At 65.1% G+C, this 21,989-nt stretch carries 18 protein-coding genes and 1 riboswitch; of the genes, 1 reads left to right on the top strand and 17 read right to left on the bottom strand.

All coding sequences use genetic code 11. The features are described from left to right. Nucleotides 1-316: 316 nt before the first annotated feature. The 17 genes from AC27E8_RS12380 to AC27E8_RS12300 all read right to left on the bottom strand — a co-directional run bounded on the left by AC27E8_RS12380 (nucleotide 317) and on the right by AC27E8_RS12300 (nucleotide 21,163). Nucleotides 317-1,276 carry an EamA family transporter gene (locus tag AC27E8_RS12380; RefSeq protein WP_487099041.1) on the bottom strand — a complete coding sequence of 320 codons (960 nt, stop codon included), beginning with the start codon at nucleotides 1,274-1,276 and terminating at the stop codon, nucleotides 317-319. A gap of 75 nt (nucleotides 1,277-1,351) precedes the next feature. Beyond that, nucleotides 1,352-2,638 carry a phosphoribosylamine--glycine ligase gene (gene purD, locus AC27E8_RS12375; protein ID WP_487099040.1) on the bottom strand — a complete coding sequence of 429 codons (1,287 nt, stop codon included), beginning with the start codon at nucleotides 2,636-2,638 and terminating at the stop codon, nucleotides 1,352-1,354. Nucleotides 2,639-2,667: 29 nt separating this feature from the next. Then, on the bottom strand, nucleotides 2,668-4,236 hold the full coding sequence (gene purH, locus AC27E8_RS12370; RefSeq protein WP_487099039.1) for a bifunctional phosphoribosylaminoimidazolecarboxamide formyltransferase/IMP cyclohydrolase: 1,569 nt from the start codon (nucleotides 4,234-4,236) through the stop codon (nucleotides 2,668-2,670). A gap of 32 nt (nucleotides 4,237-4,268) precedes the next feature. After that, the gene (gene purM, locus AC27E8_RS12365) at nucleotides 4,269-5,297 is read right to left on the bottom strand and encodes a phosphoribosylformylglycinamidine cyclo-ligase (protein WP_487099038.1); all 1,029 of its coding nucleotides are present in this window, start codon (nucleotides 5,295-5,297) and stop codon (nucleotides 4,269-4,271) included. Between the two features lie 3 nt (nucleotides 5,298-5,300). Beyond that, nucleotides 5,301-6,743 (bottom strand): amidophosphoribosyltransferase, encoded by a 1,443-nt coding sequence (purF, locus tag AC27E8_RS12360; RefSeq protein WP_487099037.1) that lies wholly within the window; start codon nucleotides 6,741-6,743, stop codon nucleotides 5,301-5,303. Between the two features lie 21 nt (nucleotides 6,744-6,764). After that, nucleotides 6,765-8,999 carry a phosphoribosylformylglycinamidine synthase subunit PurL gene (gene purL / locus AC27E8_RS12355; protein WP_487099036.1) on the bottom strand — a complete coding sequence of 745 codons (2,235 nt, stop codon included), beginning with the start codon at nucleotides 8,997-8,999 and terminating at the stop codon, nucleotides 6,765-6,767. Beyond that, entirely contained in the window at nucleotides 8,992-9,672 is a 681-nt protein-coding gene (gene purQ, locus AC27E8_RS12350) for a phosphoribosylformylglycinamidine synthase subunit PurQ (protein WP_487099035.1), read from the bottom strand. The genes purL and purQ overlap by 8 nt, the downstream gene beginning before the upstream one ends. Beyond that, complete coding sequence (gene purS, locus AC27E8_RS12345) at nucleotides 9,669-9,929, bottom strand: phosphoribosylformylglycinamidine synthase subunit PurS (RefSeq protein ID WP_487099034.1); 261 nt, start codon at nucleotides 9,927-9,929, stop codon at nucleotides 9,669-9,671. Before purS ends, purQ begins: the two co-directional genes overlap by 4 nt. Next, on the bottom strand, nucleotides 9,926-10,645 hold the full coding sequence (gene purC, locus AC27E8_RS12340) for a phosphoribosylaminoimidazolesuccinocarboxamide synthase (protein WP_487099033.1): 720 nt from the start codon (nucleotides 10,643-10,645) through the stop codon (nucleotides 9,926-9,928). Before purC ends, purS begins: the two co-directional genes overlap by 4 nt. Before the next feature lie 26 nt (nucleotides 10,646-10,671). Beyond that, on the bottom strand, nucleotides 10,672-11,964 hold the full coding sequence (gene purB / locus AC27E8_RS12335) for an adenylosuccinate lyase (RefSeq protein WP_487099032.1): 1,293 nt from the start codon (nucleotides 11,962-11,964) through the stop codon (nucleotides 10,672-10,674). A 198-nt stretch (nucleotides 11,965-12,162) separates the two neighbouring features. Then, complete coding sequence (guaA, locus tag AC27E8_RS12330) at nucleotides 12,163-13,692, bottom strand: glutamine-hydrolyzing GMP synthase (RefSeq protein WP_487099031.1); 1,530 nt, start codon at nucleotides 13,690-13,692, stop codon at nucleotides 12,163-12,165. A 164-nt stretch (nucleotides 13,693-13,856) separates the two neighbouring features. Then, nucleotides 13,857-13,958, bottom strand: a riboswitch (purine riboswitch). Between the two features lie 140 nt (nucleotides 13,959-14,098). Further along, nucleotides 14,099-14,731 carry a hypothetical protein gene (locus AC27E8_RS12325; RefSeq protein WP_487099030.1) on the bottom strand — a complete coding sequence of 211 codons (633 nt, stop codon included), beginning with the start codon at nucleotides 14,729-14,731 and terminating at the stop codon, nucleotides 14,099-14,101. Nucleotides 14,732-14,980: 249 nt separating this feature from the next. After that, nucleotides 14,981-15,655: a LysE family transporter gene (locus AC27E8_RS12320; protein WP_487099029.1), complete on the bottom strand. Its 675-nt coding sequence runs from the start codon at nucleotides 15,653-15,655 to the stop codon at nucleotides 14,981-14,983. A gap of 281 nt (nucleotides 15,656-15,936) precedes the next feature. Further along, nucleotides 15,937-16,893 (bottom strand): MBL fold metallo-hydrolase, encoded by a 957-nt coding sequence (locus tag AC27E8_RS12315; protein ID WP_487099028.1) that lies wholly within the window; start codon nucleotides 16,891-16,893, stop codon nucleotides 15,937-15,939. Nucleotides 16,894-17,027: 134 nt separating this feature from the next. After that, the gene (locus tag AC27E8_RS12310) at nucleotides 17,028-19,055 is read right to left on the bottom strand and encodes a transglutaminase TgpA family protein (RefSeq protein WP_487099027.1); all 2,028 of its coding nucleotides are present in this window, start codon (nucleotides 19,053-19,055) and stop codon (nucleotides 17,028-17,030) included. Nucleotides 19,056-19,076: 21 nt separating this feature from the next. After that, nucleotides 19,077-20,195, bottom strand: coding sequence for a DUF58 domain-containing protein (locus AC27E8_RS12305; protein WP_487099026.1), 1,119 nt, complete (start codon nucleotides 20,193-20,195; stop codon nucleotides 19,077-19,079). After that, nucleotides 20,192-21,163: an AAA family ATPase gene (locus AC27E8_RS12300; RefSeq protein WP_487099025.1), complete on the bottom strand. Its 972-nt coding sequence runs from the start codon at nucleotides 21,161-21,163 to the stop codon at nucleotides 20,192-20,194. The genes AC27E8_RS12305 and AC27E8_RS12300 overlap by 4 nt, the downstream gene beginning before the upstream one ends. A gap of 385 nt (nucleotides 21,164-21,548) precedes the next feature. On the opposite strand from AC27E8_RS12300, the gene AC27E8_RS12295 reads away from it, so the two are divergent. Next, nucleotides 21,549-21,950 carry a hypothetical protein gene (locus AC27E8_RS12295; protein WP_487099024.1) on the top strand — a complete coding sequence of 134 codons (402 nt, stop codon included), beginning with the start codon at nucleotides 21,549-21,551 and terminating at the stop codon, nucleotides 21,948-21,950. The last annotated feature ends 39 nt before the right edge of the window (nucleotides 21,951-21,989 follow it).

Here is a 21,989-nt window from a genome sequence, read left to right as displayed (position 1 = left end):
ACGCCGCCAGCGTTCGTCCTGAGCCAGGATCAAACTCTCAATCCAAGTGCTTTATCCTGACCGTTCGGTCACAAGGACTTACGGGCTTGGTGGTCTCGTGTGTTTAGTTTTCAAGGAGCGATTCCCGCGCCACCGCGCGGATCTTCTGCCGCCTCGCGGGCGGCGAGAATGATATTAACACCGATGAACATCCCATGTCAACACAAAATGACCATGAATTTTATGGAATCCCGCCGTCTCGTTGATTTCGGCCTTTCCGCACAACGAACGCCGCAGTTGGCCACGAATCTCCGCTTCGAGCCGCCAGTCACGGCCTTCAACGCTTTGGCGCCTCTCGCCACTTCACCGCCCGGCTGCGGCGCCAACGCATGCCGAGTTGTTGCGCACTTGCCGCTTCGGCCGTCGGCCCTTTTTCCCTACTCATCGCCTCGCTTATCACCATGCCGGCGAGGATGAGGAGCACGCCGAGCCAGCGAAGGGGCGAGACGTGATCGCCATTCATGAGCCAGGCGCCGACGACGGCCACGGGCAACTCCAGCGTGCCGAGCACGGCCGCCATGCGCCCGCCGATGTGTGGGATGGCGATGAGGGCAAAGAGCGTCGGCAGCACCTGGCTCAGGAGCGCGATCCAAAAGCCCCAGAACAGGGTGGTCGATGGACTAGCAGCGAGATGACGCACAAACGCACCGGGAGGAAACACCGAGAGCACCGCGATGCCGGCGACTGTGACGACCAGTGCGGAGCGGAGTTCGGGAGAGACGGCGGGATCGTTCTGCGCGGAGACAGTCAGATTGATGGCATAGGCGAGCGCGGCGCCGAGGCCGAGCAGGGCGGCGCCCACGGGCACGTTCTTCCATGATGCGCCGGTTGCGCCCACCGCGAGGACGGTGCCGCCGAGGATGAGGAGAAGTCCGAGCCACTTCGCAGGACCCGGCCAGCGGCGGTGCCAGACCGCGTCGATGAGCGTCGCCATCCACACGAACTGGAACATGAACACGATGGCGAGGGAAGCGGGAAGCACGGCGAGCGCGCGGTAATAGGTGTAGCAAAAGAGCGCATTCATGAGGCCGATGAGCACGATGAGCATCCACTGGCGCCTGTCGATCCGCTTGCCCCGGTGGCGGACCATTGCGACGAGCCAGAGGCACACCGCCGCGATGGCGTACTGGGCGTCGGTGGCCGTGGCAGGATCGAGCCCAGCCGCGTACGCGATGCGCAGCACGGGCGAGACGAGCCCGTACATCGCCGCCGCGCAGAGCATCATGATGGCGTACAACGCGATCCCTCCTCCGCAGAAAGGCGGCCGGCAGGGCGCCGACCGCCGCTCCGCAGATAAGGATAGCGCACATTTCTAAGATTGCCAATTATGTGCGATGTCGCGGCGATACTGCGCTCCGCTAAAGTGAATCGACGAGACCGCCGTGTAGGCGCGGTCGATAGCGCCTGGGATATTCTGATCGACCGCGGTGATGGTGAGCACGCGGCCGCCTGAGGTCTCGAGGCGCCCGCCGTCGCCGAAGCGCGTGCCCGCGTGAAACACCGTCACGCCCTCCGGGAGCGCGCCCGGCAGCTCGATGGGCACCCCCGTCTCCGACGAAGCCGGATACCCCGCGCTCGCCATCACCACGCACACCGCCGCGTCCTGGCGCCACGAAACCATGGCGGGATCGAGGCGATCGTGCGCCACCGCCCACATGACCTCGAACAGATCGCCCGCGAAAAGCGGCAGGACCACCTCGGTCTCCGGATCGCCGAAGCGGCAGTTGAACTCCACCACCTTCGGCCCCTCATCGGTCAGCATGAGCCCGGCGTACAGCACGCCGCGGTACACCACGCCCATCTCGCGCAGGCGCGCGAGCGTCGGCCGCACAATCTCTCGGGTCACGCGGTCGATCACGTCCTCGGTCACGCGGGGCACGGGCGAGAATGCGCCCATGCCGCCCGTGTTCGGGCCGCGATCGCCGTCCAACAAGCGCTTGAAGTCGCGCGCGGGGAGCATCGGCACGGCGTTGTGCGCGTCCACGAAGTACATGAGCGATAGCTCCACGCCCTGCATGAATTCCTCGATCACGACGCGCCGGCCGGACGCGCCGAACCGCCCGCGGACGAGCATCTCCTCGAGCGCGGTCTCCGCTTCTGCCACGGTTTCTGCCACCACGACGCCCTTACCCGCCGCGAGCCCGTCCGCCTTGACGACAATGGGCGCGCCCTGCGCGCGGACGTACGCGCGCGCCTCTTCCGCGTCCGAAAACGTCCGATGGCGCGCGGTCGGCACGCCCGCCTCCTCCATGACGCGCTTGGAAAACGCCTTGGACGCCTCGAGCTGCGCCGCCTCGCGGCTCGGGCCGAAGACCGGGATGCCCGCCGCGGCGAGCGCGTCCGCCAAGCCCTCGGCCAGCGGCTGCTCGGGGCCCACCACGACGAGATCGATGCCCGTGTCCTGGCAGAATCGGATCAAAGCGCCGTGATCGGACGCGGCGACGGGCACAAGCTCAGCCCACGCCGCCATGCCCGGGTTCCCTGGCGCCGCGTACAGCTCGGGCCGGCTCGCGCTCTGCGCCAGCTTCCAGACGATGGCGTGCTCGCGAGCGCCCTGGCCGACGACGAGCACGCGCGGGCGCCGCACTTCGTTTGCCATGGATTCTCCCCCTTGATTCAGCGCAGGTTTCAGTGCAAGAAATGCCGTTCGCCGGTGAACACCATCGCGATCCCGGCCTCATCCGCGGCGGCGATGCTGTCCTCGTCGCGGATGGAACCCCCCGGCTGGACGATGGCGGCAATCCCCGCGCGCGCCGCGGCGTCGACGGTGTCTCGCATCGGGAAGAACGCGTCCGACGCCAACACCGCGCCCTTCGCGCGCGCCCCCGCCTGCTTGAGGGCGATCTCGGCCGCGCCGACGCGGTTCATCTGCCCCGCGCCGATGCCAAGCGTCTTGTCCCGCTCTGCCACGACGATGGCGTTCGACTTGACGAACTGCACCGCGCGCCACGCGAAGCGAAGCGCCTCATATTCGGCGTCCGTGGGCGTCCGCTTCGTCACCACGCGCCAACTGCGCGGATCGATGGGCGTGGCGAGATCGACCGTCTGCGCCAGGAAGCCGCCCGTCACGCGCCGGAACGTCACGTCGCCGGGGCGCCACAAGGGCTGCGACATGTCGACCGTCAGCAGGCGCAGGTTCTTCTTCTTGGCGAGGACCTCGCGCGCCCCCTCGCTGAACGACGGCGCGATGACAATCTCGAGGAAGATGCCGGCGAGCCGTTCCGCCAGCCCGCGGTCCACCTCGCGGTTCAGCGCAACAATGCCGCCGAAGATGGAGACGGGATCCGCCTCGTACGCCCGCTCGAACGCCTGCTCAAGGGTCTCGCCCCGGCCAATGCCGCACGGATTCATGTGCTTCACCGCCACCGCGACGGGCTCGCGGAAGTCGTCGAACGCGCGCAGGATCTGAAGCGCGCTGTCGGCGTCCTGAATGTTGTTATAGGAGAGTTCCTTGCCCTGAAGCTGCTCCGCGCGCGCGATGGTGGCTTTGGTGGCGTTCGGCTCCATGTAAAACTGGGCGCGCTGGTGTGGATTCTCCCCGTAGCGCAGGTCCTGCTTCGCGACGCCCGTCACGTGGAACACCTGCGGCCAGTCGCCCGCCACCTCGGCGCTTACGTCGAGATGACCCGCCAGGTAGTCGGCGATGAGCGCGTCGTAGCGCGAAATCGTCCGGAACACCTTCGCGGCGAGCTCGCGGCGAAGCGCCCGCGGCACCTCTCCTTGGCGCAGCGCTTGAAGGACGCGATCGTAATCCGCGGGGTCGATGACGGGCAGCACGAATTCGTGATTTTTGGCGGCGCTTCTCAACATGGCCGGGCCGCCGATGTCGATCATCTCGATGGCCTCTTCGTCCGCCACGCCCTCGCGCTCGATGGTCTTTGCAAAAGGGTACAGGTTCACCACGACGAGATCGATGGCGCGGATGCCGTGCTCCTCGATCTGCCGGACGTGCTCGGGCACATCGCGGCGCGCGAGCAGGCCGCCGTGCACCTTGGGGTGGAGCGTCTTCACGCGGCCGTCCAGAATTTCCGGAAAGCCGGTGTGCTCGTCGATGGGCGTGACCGGAATGCCCGACTGCTCCAGCAATTTCGCAGTGCCGCCGGTCGAGAGGATATCGAAGCCGAGATCCCTGAGCGCCTCGCAGAAGGGGACGATCCCGTCCTTGTCATACACGCTCACGAGCGCCAGTTTCGCCACGTTCCCACTCCTTTGTGCGGTTAGCCCGCTCTCTACTCAATGAACCTCACGCCCCGCGCCCCGCGCGCGACGCGCCCGATGTCGTACACCGCCTCGCCCTCGGCACGAAGAAGCTGTGCCGCGCGCGCGGCCTCCGCCTCCGGCAAGGCGATGACGTAGCCGATGCCGAGATTCCAGATGCGCGACGCCTCCTCGAACGAAAGGCCGCTCGCCTCAAGCAGCCACTGAAACACTGGCTGCATCGGCCACGATCCGCGCCGCACCTGCGCCTCGCATCCTTCCGGCAGCACGCGCGGCAGGTTGTCGACGAGCCCGCCGCCCGTGATGTGCGCCATCGCGGACACCCGCACGCCTTCGCGCAGGAGCTTGAGCACGCTCTTGACGTAAATCCGCGTCGGGCGCAAAAGCACCTCGGCCACATCCGCGTCCTCGCCGGGGAACGGATCGGTCAGCCGAAGGCCGTGCTCGGCCACCAGTTTGCGCACGAGGGAGTAGCCGTTCGAGTGCACGCCGTTCGACGCGAGCCCGAGGAGCACGTCGCCCTCCCGCACGGCCGATCCGTCCACCATCTCCCCGCGATTCACGCAGCCCACGGCGAAGCCGGCGAGATCGTACTCCCCATCGCCGTACATGCCGGGCATCTCGGCCGTCTCGCCGCCCACAAGCGCCGCGCCCGCCTGGCGGCAGCCCTCCGCCACGCCCGACACCACGGCCTCGGCCACGCCGACGTCGAGCTTGCCGACGGCCAGATAATCGAGGAAGAAGAGCGGCTCCGCGCCCACCGTGAGGATGTCGTTCACGCACATCGCCACGCAGTCGATGCCGACGGTGTCGTGCCGCCCGGCGGCGAAGGCAATTTTCAGCTTGGTGCCGACGCCGTCGGTGCCGGAAACCAGGACGGGCTCAGGAAAGCGGGCGAGATCGAGCGCAAAGCCGCTGGCAAAGCCGCCGATGGCCGCCAGCACCTCGGGCCGGAGGGTCGCCTTGGCCAGTCCCGCGTACCGCTTCGCCGCCTCGTTTCCAGCGTCGATGTCGACACCCGCTTGCTTGTACAGATCCAACGTTCACCCTCCTATGCGGATGGGCTCCATGCCCTCGTTCAGCGTCTGATCAATCAAACTCGTCGGATAGCGGCGCGTAAAGCACGCGTTGCAGAACGGCACGGGCGATCCCGGCGGAAAGCCGAACGCCTCCATGAGTTCATCCACCGTAAGAAACTCCAGCGAATCCGCCTCAATGGCGCGCCGGATCTCGTCGATGGAATGGCGCGCCGCGATGAGTTCGTCCTCCTTCGCCGTGTCGATCCCGTAGTGGCACGGGCTGACGTACGGCGGGCTCGAGATGCGGACGTGCACCTCGAGCGCCCCCGCGCCGCGCAGCAGCCGCACAATGCGCCGCGACGTGGTGCCCCGGACGATGGAATCGTCGATCAGGACGACGCGCTTGCCTTCGACCACCGAGCGCACGGCGTTCAGCTTCAGCCGCACGCCGAGGTCGCGCAGCTCCTGCGAAGGCTGGATGAACGTGCGCGCGATGTACTTGTTCTTGATGAGCCCCGTCTCGAGCGGAAGCCCGCTCTGCTCGGCGTATCCCGCCGCCGCCGACACGCTCGAATCCGGCACGCCAATCACGATGTCGCCCGGCGCGGGATGTCGCTCGGCCAAGATGCGCCCGAGCTGTTTGCGCACGCTGTGCACGTTCCAGCCGTCTACGTCGCTGTCCGGCCGGGCGAAGTACACGTGTTCGAACGTGCACATGCGCCTCGCGCGGCGGGGAGCAAAGCGGACGGATCGCACGCCGTGGCGCGTGATGTGCAGCAACTCGCCCGGCTCCACGTCGCGCACGAGCGTGGCGCCCACCGTCTCGAAGGCGCAGGATTCCGACGCCACCACGTGTGCATCCCCGAGCCGCCCGAGCACCATTGGGCGCAGGCCGAACGGATCGCGCACAGCGATGAGCTCGTCATCACTCAGGATGACGAGCGCGAAGCCGCCCTCGATCTTCTGCACCGCGCGCGCGACGAGATCGGCCAAATCGCCGGCGCCCTCCTTCGCGATGAGGTGCGCGATGACCTCGGTGTCCGACGTCGTCTGAAACAGGCTCCCCTGTTCCTCCAACTGAATGCGCAGAAAGCGCGCGTTGACGAGGTTGCCGTTGTGCGCAATGGCGAAATTGCGCGCGTGCGTCGCGAGCGCGATGGGCTGCGCGTTCTGAATGGTGTTCGATCCGGCCGTCGAGTAGCGCACGTGGCCGATGGCGGCGTGACCGTGAAGCCCCTCGAGCTCGCCCGCGCGAAACACGTCGGTCAAAAGCCCGAGGCCCTTGTGGCTGTACATGCGCGATCCGTCGGTGGAAGTGATGCCAGCCGCCTCTTGTCCGCGGTGCTGAAGCGCGACGAGCCCGTAGTACGTCAGCGCCGCCGCCCGCGGGTGACCAAAGATGCCAAAGACGCCACACTCTTCGCGCGGCTTATCGCCGTAAGTCGCCTGCTTTTCCACGCTATCCACGCCTGGTCTCTCCCTTTTTGGTCAAAGCGTTGCGCGCGAGTCGACAGCATCCTGGCGAAGGAGGCTTGGAATGGCATTGCGATAGGCCTCCTCCAAGTCGGCGAGCGAAACGCGGACGAGATCGCCCGCAAACGAGACTTCGAGATACGGCGCATCGGTAAATTCCCCTGCGACGCGCGCTGGGACGTCGAGCGCGCGAGCGAGATGGAGGAGCGCATCGAGCGCATCCGGGGAAACGGCGGCGATGGCGCGCCCCTGCGCTTCGGAAAACAGCCAGCCGGCTGGCCGCACGCCGTCGGGCGCGATGAGCGACGCGCCGCACCCTGCTCCGATGGCCATTTCCGCGATGGCGACGGCCAGGCCGCCTTCGGACACATCATGTACGGCCGCGGCGGCGCGCTCCGCGGCGATGCGCTGCAGGAGTTGGTGCAGGCGGCGCTCCGCGGCGAGATCGAGATACGGTGCGTCGCCCACCGGCTCGCCACACGCTAGTTCAGCGAAGAGCGAACCGTCGAGATCATCGTCCTCGCGCCCGAGTAGGACGAGCTTCAGCCCACGCGCCTCGCGCGGCACAGACGGCATGCGGCGGGAAATGCCGTCCAGTACGCCGACGCAGCCGACGATGGGCGTGGGATCGATGTCCTGACCGCGCGACTCGTTGTAGAGCGACACGTTGCCGCTGACCACGGGCGTGTCGAGCGCCCGACACGCCTCGGCCATGCCGTCGATGGCGTCGGACAACTGGCGCATGACCGCGGGCTTTTCGGGATTGCCGAAGTTGAGGCAGTTGGTGATGGCGAGCGGCCTGGCGCCCACCGCGGCGACGTTGCGCGCGGCTTCCGCCACCGCGATGGCGCCGCCCTTTTTCGGATTCAACCGGACGTAGCGCGCGTTGCCGTCAGTCGCCATGGCCACCGCCTTGTCGAGATCCGGCACCTTGACGAGCGCCGCGTCCATGCCCGGGCCCATCACGGTCTGCGCGCGCACCATCGTGTCGTACTGGCGGTACACCCACGACTTGTCGGCGACGTTCGGATGGCGCATGAGGGAGAGCCAAGCTTCGGCGAGATGACTCGGCTCGGGAATGGACGCCCGCTTGGACGACACGGGCGGGCCGACCGGCCGCTCGTATACCGGCGCTTCATCGACGAGCGCGCGGACCGGGATTTCCGCCACCACTTTCCCGTGCCACAAGAGGCGCAGCATGCCGTCGTCGGTGACGCGGCCCACGTCGGCCACCTCGAGGCCATAGCGGCGGAAGATGGCGAACGCCACCTCCTCCTTGCCGCGCTCGAGCACGACGAGCATGCGCTCCTGCGACTCCGACAGCATCATCTCGTACGGGGTCATGCCCGTCTCCCGCACCGGGACGCGATCGAGCACGAGTTCGATGCCGCCGCCCGCGCGGCTCGCCATCTCCGCGGACGACGAGGTCAGTCCGGCCGCGCCCATGTCCTGGATGCCGACGACCGCGCCGGTGGCGATGAGCTCGAGGCACGCCTCCATGAGGAGCTTGCCGAGGAACGGATCGCCCACCTGCACCGCCGAGCGCTCCTTCTCCTCCGGATCCTCGGCCGATGCGAACGTGGCGCCGTGGATGCCGTCGCGGCCCGTGCGCGCGCCGACGACGAAGACCGGGTTGTCGACGCCTTTCGCTTCCCCGCGGACGATGCCATGTACGGGCAGGATGCCGACGCACATCGCGTTCACCAGCGGGTTCTGGCGGTACGTCGGCGAAAACTGCACCTCGCCTCCCACCGTGGGGATGCCTACGCAGTTCCCATATCCGCCAATACCAGCCACCACCTGCGTGAACAGGTACCGCGTGCGCGCGTCGTCCAGCGGCCCGAAGCGCAGGCTGTCGAGAAACGCGATGGGCCGCGCGCCCATGGTGAAGATGTCGCGCAGGATGCCGCCGACGCCCGTCGCCGCGCCCTGGTACGGCTCGACGGCGGAGGGGTGATTGTGGCTCTCCATCTTGAACGCGACGGCCCAACCGTCGCCGATGTCCACCACGCCCGCGTTTTCCCCGGGGCCCTGCAGCACCTGCGGGCCCGTCGTCGGGAACCTGCGCAGGTGCACCTTGGAGCTCTTGTAGCTGCAGTGCTCCGACCAGAGCACGCCGAAGATGCCCGCCTCGACGTAGTTCGGCAGCCGGCCGAGCTTCTCCACCACCCGCTCGTACTCGCTGTCCGAGAGCCCCAGGCTTCGGTAGATGGCGCCATCCCGGATCTCTTCTGGCGTTGGCTCACGCATGCGTTAGGCCCTCCTCGACGTGCGCGTGAATCGATTGAAACATGCGAATGCCGTCCTCCGAACCCATCCAGTCGATCACGGCCCGCTCGGGGTGCGGCATGAGGCCAAGCACGTTCCGCCTGGCGTTCAAGATGCCCGCGATGTCGTCCACGGATCCGTTCGGATTCTCGACGTAGCGGAACGCCACGCGGCCGTCGCGGCGAAGCTCGTCCAAGACCTCGGGCTCCGCGTGATAGCGGCCTTCGCCGTGCGCGATGGGAATGCGAATGACCTCCCCGGGCTGATACAGGCGCGTGAACGGGGAATCGTTCGTCTCCACGCGAAGTTTCGCGATCTCGCAGCGAAACTGAAGATGATGGTTGGCGAGGAGCGCCCCCGGCAATAGCCCCGCCTCCGTCAAGATCTGAAACCCGTTGCAGATGCCGATGACCGGCTTGCCGCGCTCGGCCTCGCGCGCCACCGCGCGCACCACGGGCGAGAACCGCGCGATGGCACCCGCGCGGAGATAATCTCCGTAGGAGAACCCGCCCGGCAGCACAATCGCGTCGTAGGCGCTGAGATCGTTTGCGTCGTGCCAGACGAGATCGACCGAATCCCCCGTCACCAGGCGGATGGCCTGCTCGGCGTCGCGATCGCAGTTGGAACCCGGGAAGACGACGACCGCCCACCTCATTGGCCTCGCTCCCTGATCTCGAACGCGTACGTCTCCATGACGGGGTTGGCGAGCACCTTCTGGCACATCTCGTCCACCTGGTGCGCCGCCGCCTGTTCGTCCTCCGCCTCGAGCGTCATCTGAATGAACTTGCCGATGCGCACCTCGCCCGCGCCTTCAAAGCCGAGCGACACGAGGGCGCCGTGCACCGCGTGCCCCTGCGGATCGAAGACAGACGGCTTCAACCACACCTTGACCTCGACCTCAAACTGCTTCAACGCGCCACGCCTCCTTTGAGCCGCGCCCACACCTCTTGATACGCCTGTTCGACGCCGCCGAGATCGCGCCGGAACCTGTCTTTATCCAGTTTCTCCCTCGTGCGTTCATCCCAAAGCCGGCAGGTGTCCGGGGAGATCTCGTCCGCCAGGACGATCTCGCCCGACGGAAGCCGCCCGAACTCCAGCTTGAAATCGACGAGGATGAGCCCGGCCTCGCGGAAGCGCCGGACAAGAAGATGGTTCACGGCGAGCGCGAGGCGCCGAAGTTCCGCGAGGTCCTTCTCGATGGCGAGGTGGAGGATGAGGGCGTGATCGTCCGTCACGAGCGGATCGCCGAGCGCGTCGTTCTTGTAGTAGAACTCGATCAAAGGCCGCTCAAGCGGCGTGCCCTCTTCGATCCCGAACCGCTTGGAGAAACTGCCGGCCGCAATATTGCGGACGACCACCTCGAGCGGGATGATCTCCACCTTGCGCACGAGCGTCTCCCGCTCGGAGATCTCTTCCACAAAGTGTGTCGGCACGCCGTGCTCCTCGAGGTAGCGGAACAGAAGGTTGCTCACCTGGTTGTTGATGGCGCCCTTCCCGGCGATGGTGCCGCGCTTCTCCCCGTTAAACGCGGTGGCGTCGTCTTTGTACAGGACGCGCACCACGCCGGGGTCGGACGTCGCAAAGACCTTTTTCGCCTTGCCTTCGTAGAGCAGCGTTTCCTCGGCCATTTCACCCATCCTTTCGTGAGAGCGGCTCACATGCCAAAGCGGTGGAAGATGGTGTCGACGTGCTTCAGATGCCAGGACGGATCGAACAGGGCATCGATTTCCTCCGGCGAGAGATGAGCCCGGACGCGATCGGACGCAAGCACGAGCTCTTTGAACGATCTCGCCTCTTCCCACGCCTGCATCGCGAGCGGCTGGACGGTGTCGTACGCCTCCTCGCGCGACAGACCCTTGTCCACGAGCGCGGTCATGACGCGCTGCGAGAACACGAGCCCGTGCGTCCGATCCATGTTGCGGCGCATGTTCTCGGGGTAGACGTGCAGATCGGTCAAGATGCGGTTCATGCGGTTGAGCATGTAGTCGATGAGGATGGTTGCGTCCGGCAGCACGATGCGCTCCACGGACGAGTGGCTGATGTCTCGCTCGTGCCAGAGCGGCACGTCTTCGAGCGCGGGCACGACGTAGCCGCGCAGCACGCGCGAGAGCCCGGAGATCTGCTCGCACGACACCGGGTTTCGCTTGTGCGGCATGGCGGAAGACCCTTTCTGCCCCTTGTAGAACGGCTCCTCCACCTCGCGCACCTCGGACTTCTGCAGCGCCCGGATCTCCGTCGCGATCTTGTCGAGCGTCGTGCCGAGAAGCGCCAGGGTGAAGATGAATTCCGCGTGCCGATCCCGCTGCAACGTCTGCGTGCTGATGGGCGCGGGCTTGAGTCCGAGCCGCGAGCAGACGTATTCCTCCACTCGCGGATCGACGTTCGCGTACGTGCCCACGGCACCGGAGATCTTGCCGTAGCGCATGCGCTCGCTCGCCGCATCGAACCGCTCGAGATCGCGCTCCAATTCGGCGTACCAGAGCAGGCACTTGAGGCCGAACGTGGTGGGTTCCGCGTGCACGCCGTGCGTGCGGCCCATCATGACGGTGTACTTGTGCTTTTTCGCGAGCGCTTCGAGCGTCGAGAGGAGTTGCTCCACGTCCTCGCGGATGATCTCGATGGGGCGGCGCAACTGCGCCATGAGCGCGGTGTCGACCACGTCCGTCGACGTCAGCCCGTAGTGCACCCACTTCCGCTCCGGGCCGAGCGACTCGGAGACCGCCCGCGTGAACGCCACCACGTCATGGCGCGTCTCCTGCTCAATTTCCAACACGCGGTTCACGTCGAAGCGCGCGCGCTCGCGGATGAGCCGCGCGTCCTCCTTCGGGATGACGCCGAGTTCGGCCCACGCCTCCACCGCGAGAATTTCGACTTCCAGCCACCACCGCATCTTTTCTTCCAGCGTCCACAGGCTCGCCATCTCGGGCCGGCTGTACCGGTCGATCACGCCACATCCTCCTCGTAGAAACCGAATGTCGCCCTTTCTCCGCAGGCTCTCGCTGCGCCCGCGTGCACGGCGCGCATTTCTCTACACGAGCGTTCCCGTCGCTCCCCATGGTAACACGAATCCCGCCTCGATCCGAACGTTCATTGTGAATTTGAATCGAACGTTCGCTCCCGCGGGTGCAGACTCGCCCGAGGCGAGTCACTCCCACTCGATGGTCGCGGGCGGCTTCGACGTGATGTCGTACACGACGCGGTTGATGCCCGGCACTTCGTTGACGATGCGGGTCGAAATGGCCGCCAGGACGTCCCAGGGAATCCGCGCGAAATCCGCCGTCATCCCCTCTTGCGAATGCACCGCGCGGACGGCGAGCGTGTAGGCGTACGTCCGCTCGTCGCCCATCACGCCCACGGTGCGGTTGCCAGTCAGCACCGTGAAGTACTGCCAGATTTCGCGCTCGAGCCCCGCCTTCGCGATCTCCTCGCGCAAAATGGCGTCCGACTCGCGCACAAGATGCAGCTTCTCTTCCGTCACCTCGCCGATGATGCGGATGGCAAGGCCCGGCCCCGGGAACGGCTGCCGCCAGACAATCTCGGGCGCCAGTCCCAGCGCTTCGCCGAGGCGGCGCACCTCGTCCTTGAACAAATCGCGCAGCGGCTCGATGATCTCAAAGCGCATGTCTTCTGGAAGCCCGCCCACGTTGTGGTGCGACTTGATGGTGGCCGCCGTGTGCGTCCCGCTCTCGATGATGTCGGTGTAAAGCGTGCCCTGCACGAGGTAGTCGAACGGGCCGAGGCGCTCCGACTCCTCCTCGAAAACGCGGATGAACTCCTCGCCGATGATCTTCCGCTTCCGCTCAGGATCCGTCACGCCCTCGAGGCGGCCGAGAAACCGCGCCTTCGCGTCCACCCGCACCACGTCGATGCCGAGCTTGTCCCGCAGGCTCTGCATCACGCTGTCGCTCTCGCCCTTGCGCAAAAGGCCGTGATCGACGAACATGGCCGTCAGCTGGTGGCCGATGGCGCGATGCACCAGCGCCGCCGCCACCGACGAATCGACCCCACCCGAGATGGCGACGAGCACGCGCCTGTCGCCCACGCGCTCGCGGATGCTTTGGATGGACTCGTCGATGAAGTTGGTCATCGTCCAGTCTCCGCGGCAGCCGCAGATATCGAACAGGAAGTTGCGGAGAAGATCCGTGCCGTGGTCCGTGTGATGGACCTCGGGGTGAAACTGGACGGCGTAGACCCGTGCGTCGGGCTTCGACATGGCCGCGATGGCGCCATTGTCGGTGACGGCGTCGAGGCGAAAGCCCTCGGGCACCTTGGTGACCACGTCGCTGTGGCTCATCCAGACGCCCTGGCGATCCGGCAGTCCGCGAAACAAATTGGCGCCTGGCTTCACCTCAATGGACGCCCGCCCGTACTCGCGCACGGCGCCGCGCGCCACGTCCGCCTCGAATCGCTTGGCCAGAAGCTGCATGCCGTAGCAGATGCCGAGAATGGGGACGCCGAGGTCGAACACAGCGGGATCGACGTCCGGCGCGCCTTCCGCAAACACGCTCTTCGGGCCGCCGGAGAAGACGATGCCCTTCAGTGGGCGCTTTCTCAGCGCTTCGGCGGAGATGGTGTGGGGCAAAAGCTCGGAGTACACGCCGAGCTCACGAATGCGCCGTGCAATCAGCTGGTTGTACTGGCCTCCGAAGTCGAGGACGGCCACAAGTTCATGCATCGACTGGCACTCCTTTGCGGGAAAGGTCGCGAGGAACGGCTACGACAACGGGCCGATCCCGCACGTCCACGAGGATCGGCCCGTCCAAGCCGGAAGAAGCACACGACGACGCGAGGCACGGCGCCTCCGGCGCGGAGCGCGTGCGTACCCGGCTGCGTGTATGCGACGTTCCTGCCCGACCTCGTAGCAAGGCGATTTACGGTCGCCTCGTAGAGACTGCCGGGCCATATTCCCGGCATTATACGAGTCTCGGATTACGCACCCATTCTATCGGTTTCGACAAAGGGCGTCAATTTGGGAAAACGAGGGCGAATTCCGGACTCACGGAATTCGCCGGGCGATTCAAGCTGATCTTCTTTCATCGTCCCTTTCACCGCACCACCGCTCAGGGCTAAGTGGGCATAGATTAGGTGCCAACGTGCACCTGCCCGTCGCCCTGATGGCCTTCGAGGGAGAAGAAGACGTCGCTGGGTGTGTAGTGGTTGGCAACGGACAAGAGTTGACTTGACGCAACGTTTCCCACCACGAAGAACGTGCGGGAACCATACGGATACGACAAGCTGTTCACGCCGTGAGCGGTCTGAAATTCCGCCATCACGCCAGACGCCAACCGAACATTCGCGGCCCCTTTGGGAAGAGCTAGCATTCCGCTCGAGAGGAAGCAAACCATCTCATCCGCGCTCGTATAGACGTCGACGTCCCCGACATCCGGGACCGATACAGGACCGGTGGTCGATGCCTTGGACAGCGATGGACCGTCCAGCTCTTGTCTCTGATTCTCGGGCGACGGCAGCAAGAAGAGCGCGTCCGTTTTCCACACGCCGTTTTTGTCACCGGCGACCAGAATCCCTTCCGTCTTGGACACGCGCGGGATTCTGACACGCACAATGTCGACATTCTGAATTCGAAACTCATTCACCACGTCACTCGACACGGAATAGCTCGTGGAGCCGTCAGACAATCTCCACTGCACCGAATGCAGAATTCCCGGCAAGGGATTGACGTCTGACTGGGGACCGACGTTTTGGATCACCGCCATCCGAAGGGACACCTCGCCTTGAGGCGAGGCCGTGCCATTCGTCGGCGATTGGCCGCAGGCCGTGAGGAGCCCCGTGCACAGCATGGGGCAAGGAACAATGCGCGTTTCACTCGACCACCTCGATTCGCGCGGCATTGGTTCATTCCAGAGACGACGCAAGAACCAGTAATTTTTGGAATACGGACGCCAGTAAGAATGTCGACCTCCAGTTCCTGTGGTTTTGAAACGACGTTCACGAAGACATCTGCTTTAATGACTTGTTTCCATCTTTAAGCGATGAGTAAATAGTGGATAAATTGTGTTATGAATCAGAGACCATAACATTTCCAGCGCAAAATAGACCATCAACAAACTTGATACCGTAAAAATCCCACGCAACAATTTTTCACCGATAAACTTACGTGCCCATGCGACAAGCGCCGAAATTCCGATACACCACGCAAATGCTCCAACAGAGAAACCGAGGAACAAGACCAACAGCTTATCGACCAATGGCATACCTGCGATATGCGCAGCAAATCCCCCACCAATGCCGCCCCAGAAGGCTATGCCAAACGGATTCGCCAACGAAAAGACGATTCCCGTAATGAAGTCCCGTTGTTCCTTCCTACCGTTACTGCTGTCCAATTGCAGGTCAACTGGCTTGCGGGCGTCCAGAAATGACAGCCAGGCCATTCGGAACAAAAAGGCTACTCCCGCGATACCCAGAATAATCTGTACGGGCAAAAAGTGAAAGACAAGTGCAACTCCCGTCAAGCCAACAACGGCCCACACCAAATCCCCTAATAAGGCTCCAAGTTGAACCAAAAATGACGGAAAAAAACCCCTGTGTAATCCCCTGCGCAATGCTTCGGTGTTCACTGCTCCGGGAGCCGCACTATAAACAAAGCCAAGCAGAGATGCTGTGAGGAGGAAAGCTATCATCCGTAAACTCCTTTCTCAACACGATAGCGGAAGGGCATCGTCTCTCCTTTACTCTAAGGTTACGCCCGGTTCCACGCAATCAAACTCGACGGAAAACATTTAGTCAATCGCCAAAGCAAAAAGTGAATCCACGTTCATGTCACTTCACCCCGAGCCTAGATGAACGAAGGCCTTACCACCCACAACTCGAATATCGTGCCTTACAATAATTTGCGATTAAACATCTCATGGAATAGCACTTCATATCTTGTGATTTCATTCTTACAGGCTGTTCCCATGACTCACCTCTTGGACGCCGCCACGCGAGTCCACCGCCTGACCTCTCCGTCCATCACCGACGTCACCTCGCCGCGGCTCTCCATCAAATCGAGGTGGCCCTGCACCTCAGACAGCCCCAGCATGACCACGGGGCCCTCCAGCTTCGGGAAGAGACGTCGGGTGATCTCCGCCACGGTCGTCGCGCCCTCCGCCAACGCTTCGCGGATCTGCGCGCAGCGCGACTCGTGCTCGGCGAATCGCCTGTCGATGAGCGCCCGATGGTCCGCAAACGGATCCCCGTGACCGGGATACACCTGGACGAGATCCAGGGCGCGGGTGCGCGCCATCGATACGCGGTAATCGAGCAGGGGCTTCGGGCGAGGGGCGGACGGATCGACCGGCGGCTCGACAAACGCGTTTGCGGAGATGGTGGGCAGCAGATGATCGCCGGCAATGGCGTGACCGGCGGGATCCACCATAACGATATCGGTGCGGCTGTGGCCGGGGACGTACATCACCCGCCAGTCGCGCCCGCCCGCGCGGACCACGTCGCCATCGCGAACGTAGGCGACGTCGCGCCAATCGTACTTTTGCATCCAGATGCGCGATTCCCAACGGACGTCCGATCCGGCCTCGCGGGCAAATGCCGCGTAAAACGCGTCGAACCGCCGGTGTTCTTCTTCCCCGAGCTCGACGATGCGGCGCGCCGCCTCCGAAACGACGATGCGCGCGCCGGAAGCACGCTGAACGGCGGAAACGCCCCCGATGTGATCCAGATGCATATGCGTCACGACAATCTGCTCGATGTCTTCGAATCGAACCCCGTGCCGCGCGAGCCCGTCCTCAAGCTGTGCAAGGGACTTAGGAAACGGCAGCCCTGAGTCCACCAGGGTGAGCGGATCGCCCAAAATGAGGTACGCGTTCACGTGATCTTCGGGATACAGCGTCTCAATCCGCACCCGCTCGATGCCCGACTGCATGGCCATCCCTCGGTTTCTAAGTTGAAGTTCTCTTTCAATCTTACCACGCTTTGCCGGAGAACGCGCATGCATATTCAAAGATGAAATCGCGTTGTGCCCATGCAACGGAGTGGGCAGACGGAGAGCCAAAAGCGCTAACGGGTTCGCGCCACTCCCTCGCGAGAAGCCGCCTCGAGCCACTGAATGAGCGTCGCCGAGAGATCTCGCCAGCCTGCGGGCTCGGACGCCTCCGATTCGCGGCCGTACAGCTTGGCCTCGGCGGCGCGAAGCCAAGGCCCGAACGCATCCGATGCGCCGGCGCGTTCGGCGAGCGGCCGCAAGTCGCGCAGCGTGGCGCTCGAAGGCAGGCCGAGCGCCGCCCGGGCCTCGCCGACGAGCCGCAGGAACGCGTCGAAGTCGCCCTGCCGCGCTTTGCGGCGCCGGCGAACCCGTCTCGCGGCCCAAAGAGCGCCCAGCGCCGCCGCAACGCCACCGAGCGCGACCGGCACCACTGCGCGCACGTCGCGCCTGACGACCGGCAAAGATGCGGGCGCTTCGCCGTGACGGCTTGATCCCGGCTGCTTCCCAGTCGCGCTGCGCCCGGGAACCGGGCTCGGCGCGAACGTCATGGCGAAGCCAGGCGTCGCGTCGAAGGGGATCCAGCCGAACCGCGGAAAATACACCTCGATCCACGCGTGCGCGTCTGCCTCGGACACCACGTATGTGTCCGGGGCCATCTCGTTGTCCGCGCCGACGGCGAACCCTGTGACGAAGCGCGCAGGCACGCCGAGCGCGCGCAGCATCACCGCGGCGGCACTCGCGAAGTTGTCGCAGTACCCGCGGTGCGTGTCAAAGAGAAACTGCGCGACGTAGTCCTGCCCTGGCTGTGGCATGGGCACGTCCGACACGTCGTACCGCTCGTGGGCAGCGAGATATTGGATGATGGCGTTGACCATCTCGTACTCCGTCACCGCGTGCGCGTGCGTTACAATGCGCGATGCCAACTGCCTGACGCTCGCCGGCAACTCAGCGGGCAACTGCGTGTCGACTGCCCGGGTGCCGGCCGGAATGTCGCGCCGCACGTCGGCAAAAGGTACGCTCAGTGAGGCGAGGCGTGCGTACGGGTTGTTCGGGACAGCCACCTCCAGCTCGTACGATTCCCCCGGGCCGAGCGGCGCCGCCTTGATGTTGCCCTGCAAGGTGTCGATGGCGAACTCGTTCCCGTAGAGGCCCGGCAGCCGCAGGACGCGATCGACCGCATACGGCGCGAGGAGGTCCGACGTGTTGACGGCGCCTTTCACCGACACGGCGACGTCCATCGTGCGATAGGAGAGACGCGCGAACGGGAGACCGCCCGGGAGAGGCTGGCCCACGGCCGCGGTGGCGACGTCCGATCCGTCGAGCGGGACCGACACCCAGCCCTGCCCCGTGTAGTCGGACAGCACCTGTCCGCGCAGATCGAGCGGGATGGGCGCTCGAACTTCGAGGATCGGCTGCGGATCCGTCACGAGCGAGCCGCCGAGATGGCTGTCGTCCAGGCTGTAGCCCGTGCGCGCGGGCATCTGCGGCACGAGCGACATCACGATGCGCGCCACGCCAGGCACGAGGGGGCCCCTTGGCGCGATGCACGCGCAGGCCGCGCCGCACAATAGAACCCCCGCGCCCACCCACGCGGTGCGGCGCCAATCGGGTCTCCCGGCCACCGCCCCCTCCCATCGCGCCAGGACAAAAAGCGCGAGCATGAGCCCAAGGCACGTGAGTTCCAGGCATACGCCGGCGGCCGGATGCGTCAGCGAAACAGCCACCAGCCCCATTTGAGCCACACCGTTGTAGAGGAGCCAGGTGAGCGGCCGCCGATACGCATACCGTACGAGCCCCATTGCGGCAAGCCCCGCCAGGCTGAAAGCGCACAACCGCCAGGGAGCCTCGCCGACATGCGCGAGCCAACCGGTGAGGTGAGCCCGCTCAAACGCGGCGATGGCCTGGGCGAGAAGCAGAGTGGCCCACGCCATGCCGCGTTTCCAAGGACTCGGAAGAGCGGCGCCAAGGCACATGGCCAACCAGAACGCTGCCACCTCGATAGCTGCGCTCCGCTCGAAGGCCAATCCCACGGGCGCAAGCGCGGCGACCACCCACGCGAAACAGAGAAGGTTTCGAATGAGCCGAACCGGCCGACGGGCCATCGACTTGTTCCCCCTTCCACGTTAGACGCGAGCATCGGCCGGCTGTGGCCCACGTACCCCGACACCACGCCCGTTCCCGAGCTCTCCGCGGTCCGCCGCCGACACCACGAGCGCGCGCCCGCCCCTCGACCATCCGCCCAATTCGGAAGCCCGCGCCGTCACCCAGATTGTCCCGGACCGTCCGCCGGGCACCTCGCTCATCGGCGGAGCCGTGCCGGCGCAGACGTCAACCTCGGCTAGTGCAGCGCCCGCTTCGTCGAACGTGCAGCAGCGCTGCCACGCAAGCCGCTCACCCTCGCCCCTGGGAATGAAGCATTCCACCGGTAGACCCCCGCGCTGCCCATGGGCGAAGAGCGAGAGCACCACCGACAGCGCGCGTTCCGCCAGATGCGGCGGATCGCCGGGCCGGATCGACGGGACGATGCGCCACGGACGGACAATCGTTGATGCCATCTCTCGGACATATAGATCTCCCGTCCTGAGCGATGTCGGCCAGTGGATGAGACTCAGCCGCTCGCCCGGGCGATAAGGCACCACGCCCCCCGTCGGCGCAACCTCGGCCTCGAGCTCTCTGATCCCATGGATTCGCATCCACCGCTCGATCTCGCGCACCCAGTGGCCCACGGGCACGAGCTCGGGGTACACCACCATCGCGCCCTCGGCCGGCAGGCGCCGTTCGACGGAAAAGAGGCCGAACGCATCGCTCACGCGGACGCGGACCGCGTTTAGCGCGTATCGACCTCGGCGGAGCGAAGGGACCTCCAGTTCGACCCGCCAGCCATCCGGTCCCTTGCACCAGACGAACGATTTGAGACCCTCACTCGGGGAGCGATGGTCCTTCCATTCGAGCGCGATCTCGGCGCGGCGCCCCCACCTTCCGAGCCTAGGTGCGCGCGTTGAGATGTCCACCGCGATGCGCACGCTGTCGCCCGCGAACGCGCGCGCCGGGATCTCCACGCGCGTTTTCGAGATGGCGAGCGCCGCCATCGCGACCGAGAGCTCGTACAAAGTGAGGGCGTCGAGGGCACCGCCCAGCGCGCGCAGCCCAACCGCTCCCGTGCCGAGCGCCAGGCAGGTCACGGCGGCGCTCACACACACCAGCGCCGTCAGCAGCCACAGCCTGCGATTGGCCGTCGTCATTGCGGCTCACCGATCTTTGGCGCCGGGACCTGGTTGAAGACCTCCTCGAGGATTTCGTCCCACGGATCTTCCATCCACGGGTCCGCGTTGCGGCGAAGCCGATGTCGCCACACGGGGCGGGCGAGATGGCGTACGTCGTCCGGAACGACGTACGTTCGCCCCCGTATGTAGGCGCGAGCCTTTGCAGCGCGAATCAGCGCGAGCAGCGCGCGCGGGCTGGGTCCCATCGGCACGCGCGGATGACTGCGAAGCGCGTGGGCCAGCAGCACGGCGTAGCGGAGAAGCGCCGGATCGACATAGACGTTCTCCGCTTCGCGCTGCCAGCCGAGGACATCGGCCGACGTCGCGATGGGCTGGAGGCGCGCCAGCTGGGCTTGTCCGCCGCCTGCCGCCAGCATGCGAATCTCATCTTCCATGGAAGGATAGCCGAGTTCGATGCACATCAGAAAGCGATCTAGCTCAGACTCCGGCAACGGATAGGTGCCTTCGAACTCTCGGGGATTCTGCGTGGCGAGCACCCAAAACGGACGAGGGAGCGAATACCGCTTGTCGTCCAACGTGACGGAGCCTTCTTCCATCGCCTCGAGGAAGGCGCTTTGTGCGCGTGGCGAGGCGCGGTTCAACTCGTCCACGAGCACCATCTCGCTGAAGATGGGTCCTTTGCGGATTTCAATGGCGCCTTGCTCTCGATCGTACATCGCGTACCCCAGGATATCCGCCGGAAGAAGGTCCGAGGTGCACTGCACGCGGCTCAACGTGAGGCCGAGGAGGCGCGCGAACGCCATGGCAAGCGTCGTCTTGCCAACGCCGGGCACGTCTTCCATCAAGACGTGCCCCCCCGCGACGAGCGCGCAGAGGACGAGATGAACCGCCTCTTCGTGGCCAAAGACCACGGACGAGATGGCATCGCACAGGCGCGCGAACGTCGGGGACATCGGTTCCACTTCTTTGATCTGACGCGAAGCCAACGTCGAAATCCCCATTCCCGTGTCTTGTCTTCTTCCCGATTCTAACAAACGGGCCGACATCCGCATAGCTCGCGCGAAGGGCCATATAGTGGATAGAGAAGAGACGCGCTTGTCGATCCGGCCTCGGGCATCATATTTGGAAGGAGATGGGTACTTGAAGGTCCCCACCGCGCGCTTCCCTATGGCCATCAGGGTCAAACCCGCCCGTCTGCCACTCGCCGTTCGTCGCAATCGAACGGGTCTTGTGATAGGATCCAAGGAAGAGACGGCGCCGAAGAGCTCGAGTCCAGTGCATGAACTTCCATCGCAGCGAATGCGTCTATTGGCTCGGATGGAGCGGCCTCCGGACAGGCCGAAGCCCTTCGACCAAAGGAGGGATACGCACGTGGCGAGGGACACCGAGGAGATCTCGCTGTCAGCCCTCAACCCTGAACCTATACCCCTGTACGGCAAGAGGCCCTTCCCCAAGAGTGCGAGCCGATGCAAGCGGTGCAAAATGCCGTCGGATCTCCAGTTTTGCATGATGTGCCAGACGGAGTTTGTCACGCAGGCTCGGATGTGCTTTCAATCCATTTTGGACGCTGTAGAGATCCAACGGGATCCGCGCAGGTCTTATGAGGAAAAGCGCGCCGCGTACAAGTCGGCGAAGCGCCGATTGAAACAGCTTCAGGAGCTGAAGACCTACGGCGTGACGTTCGAACAGACCAAGGCGTTCCGCAAAGCCCTTCGCAGCTTGCGCGAGGCGCTGCGCGAGGAGAAGTCGGAGCGGACTGTGAGCCTTTCGTGAGACAAGACGAGGCGCCCCAGGCACTGAACGTGCTTAGGG

The sequence above is a fragment of the Alicyclobacillus sp. CIJ1 genome (genome assembly GCF_057538885.1).
This window is presented reverse-complemented; position numbering and strand designations above follow the sequence as displayed.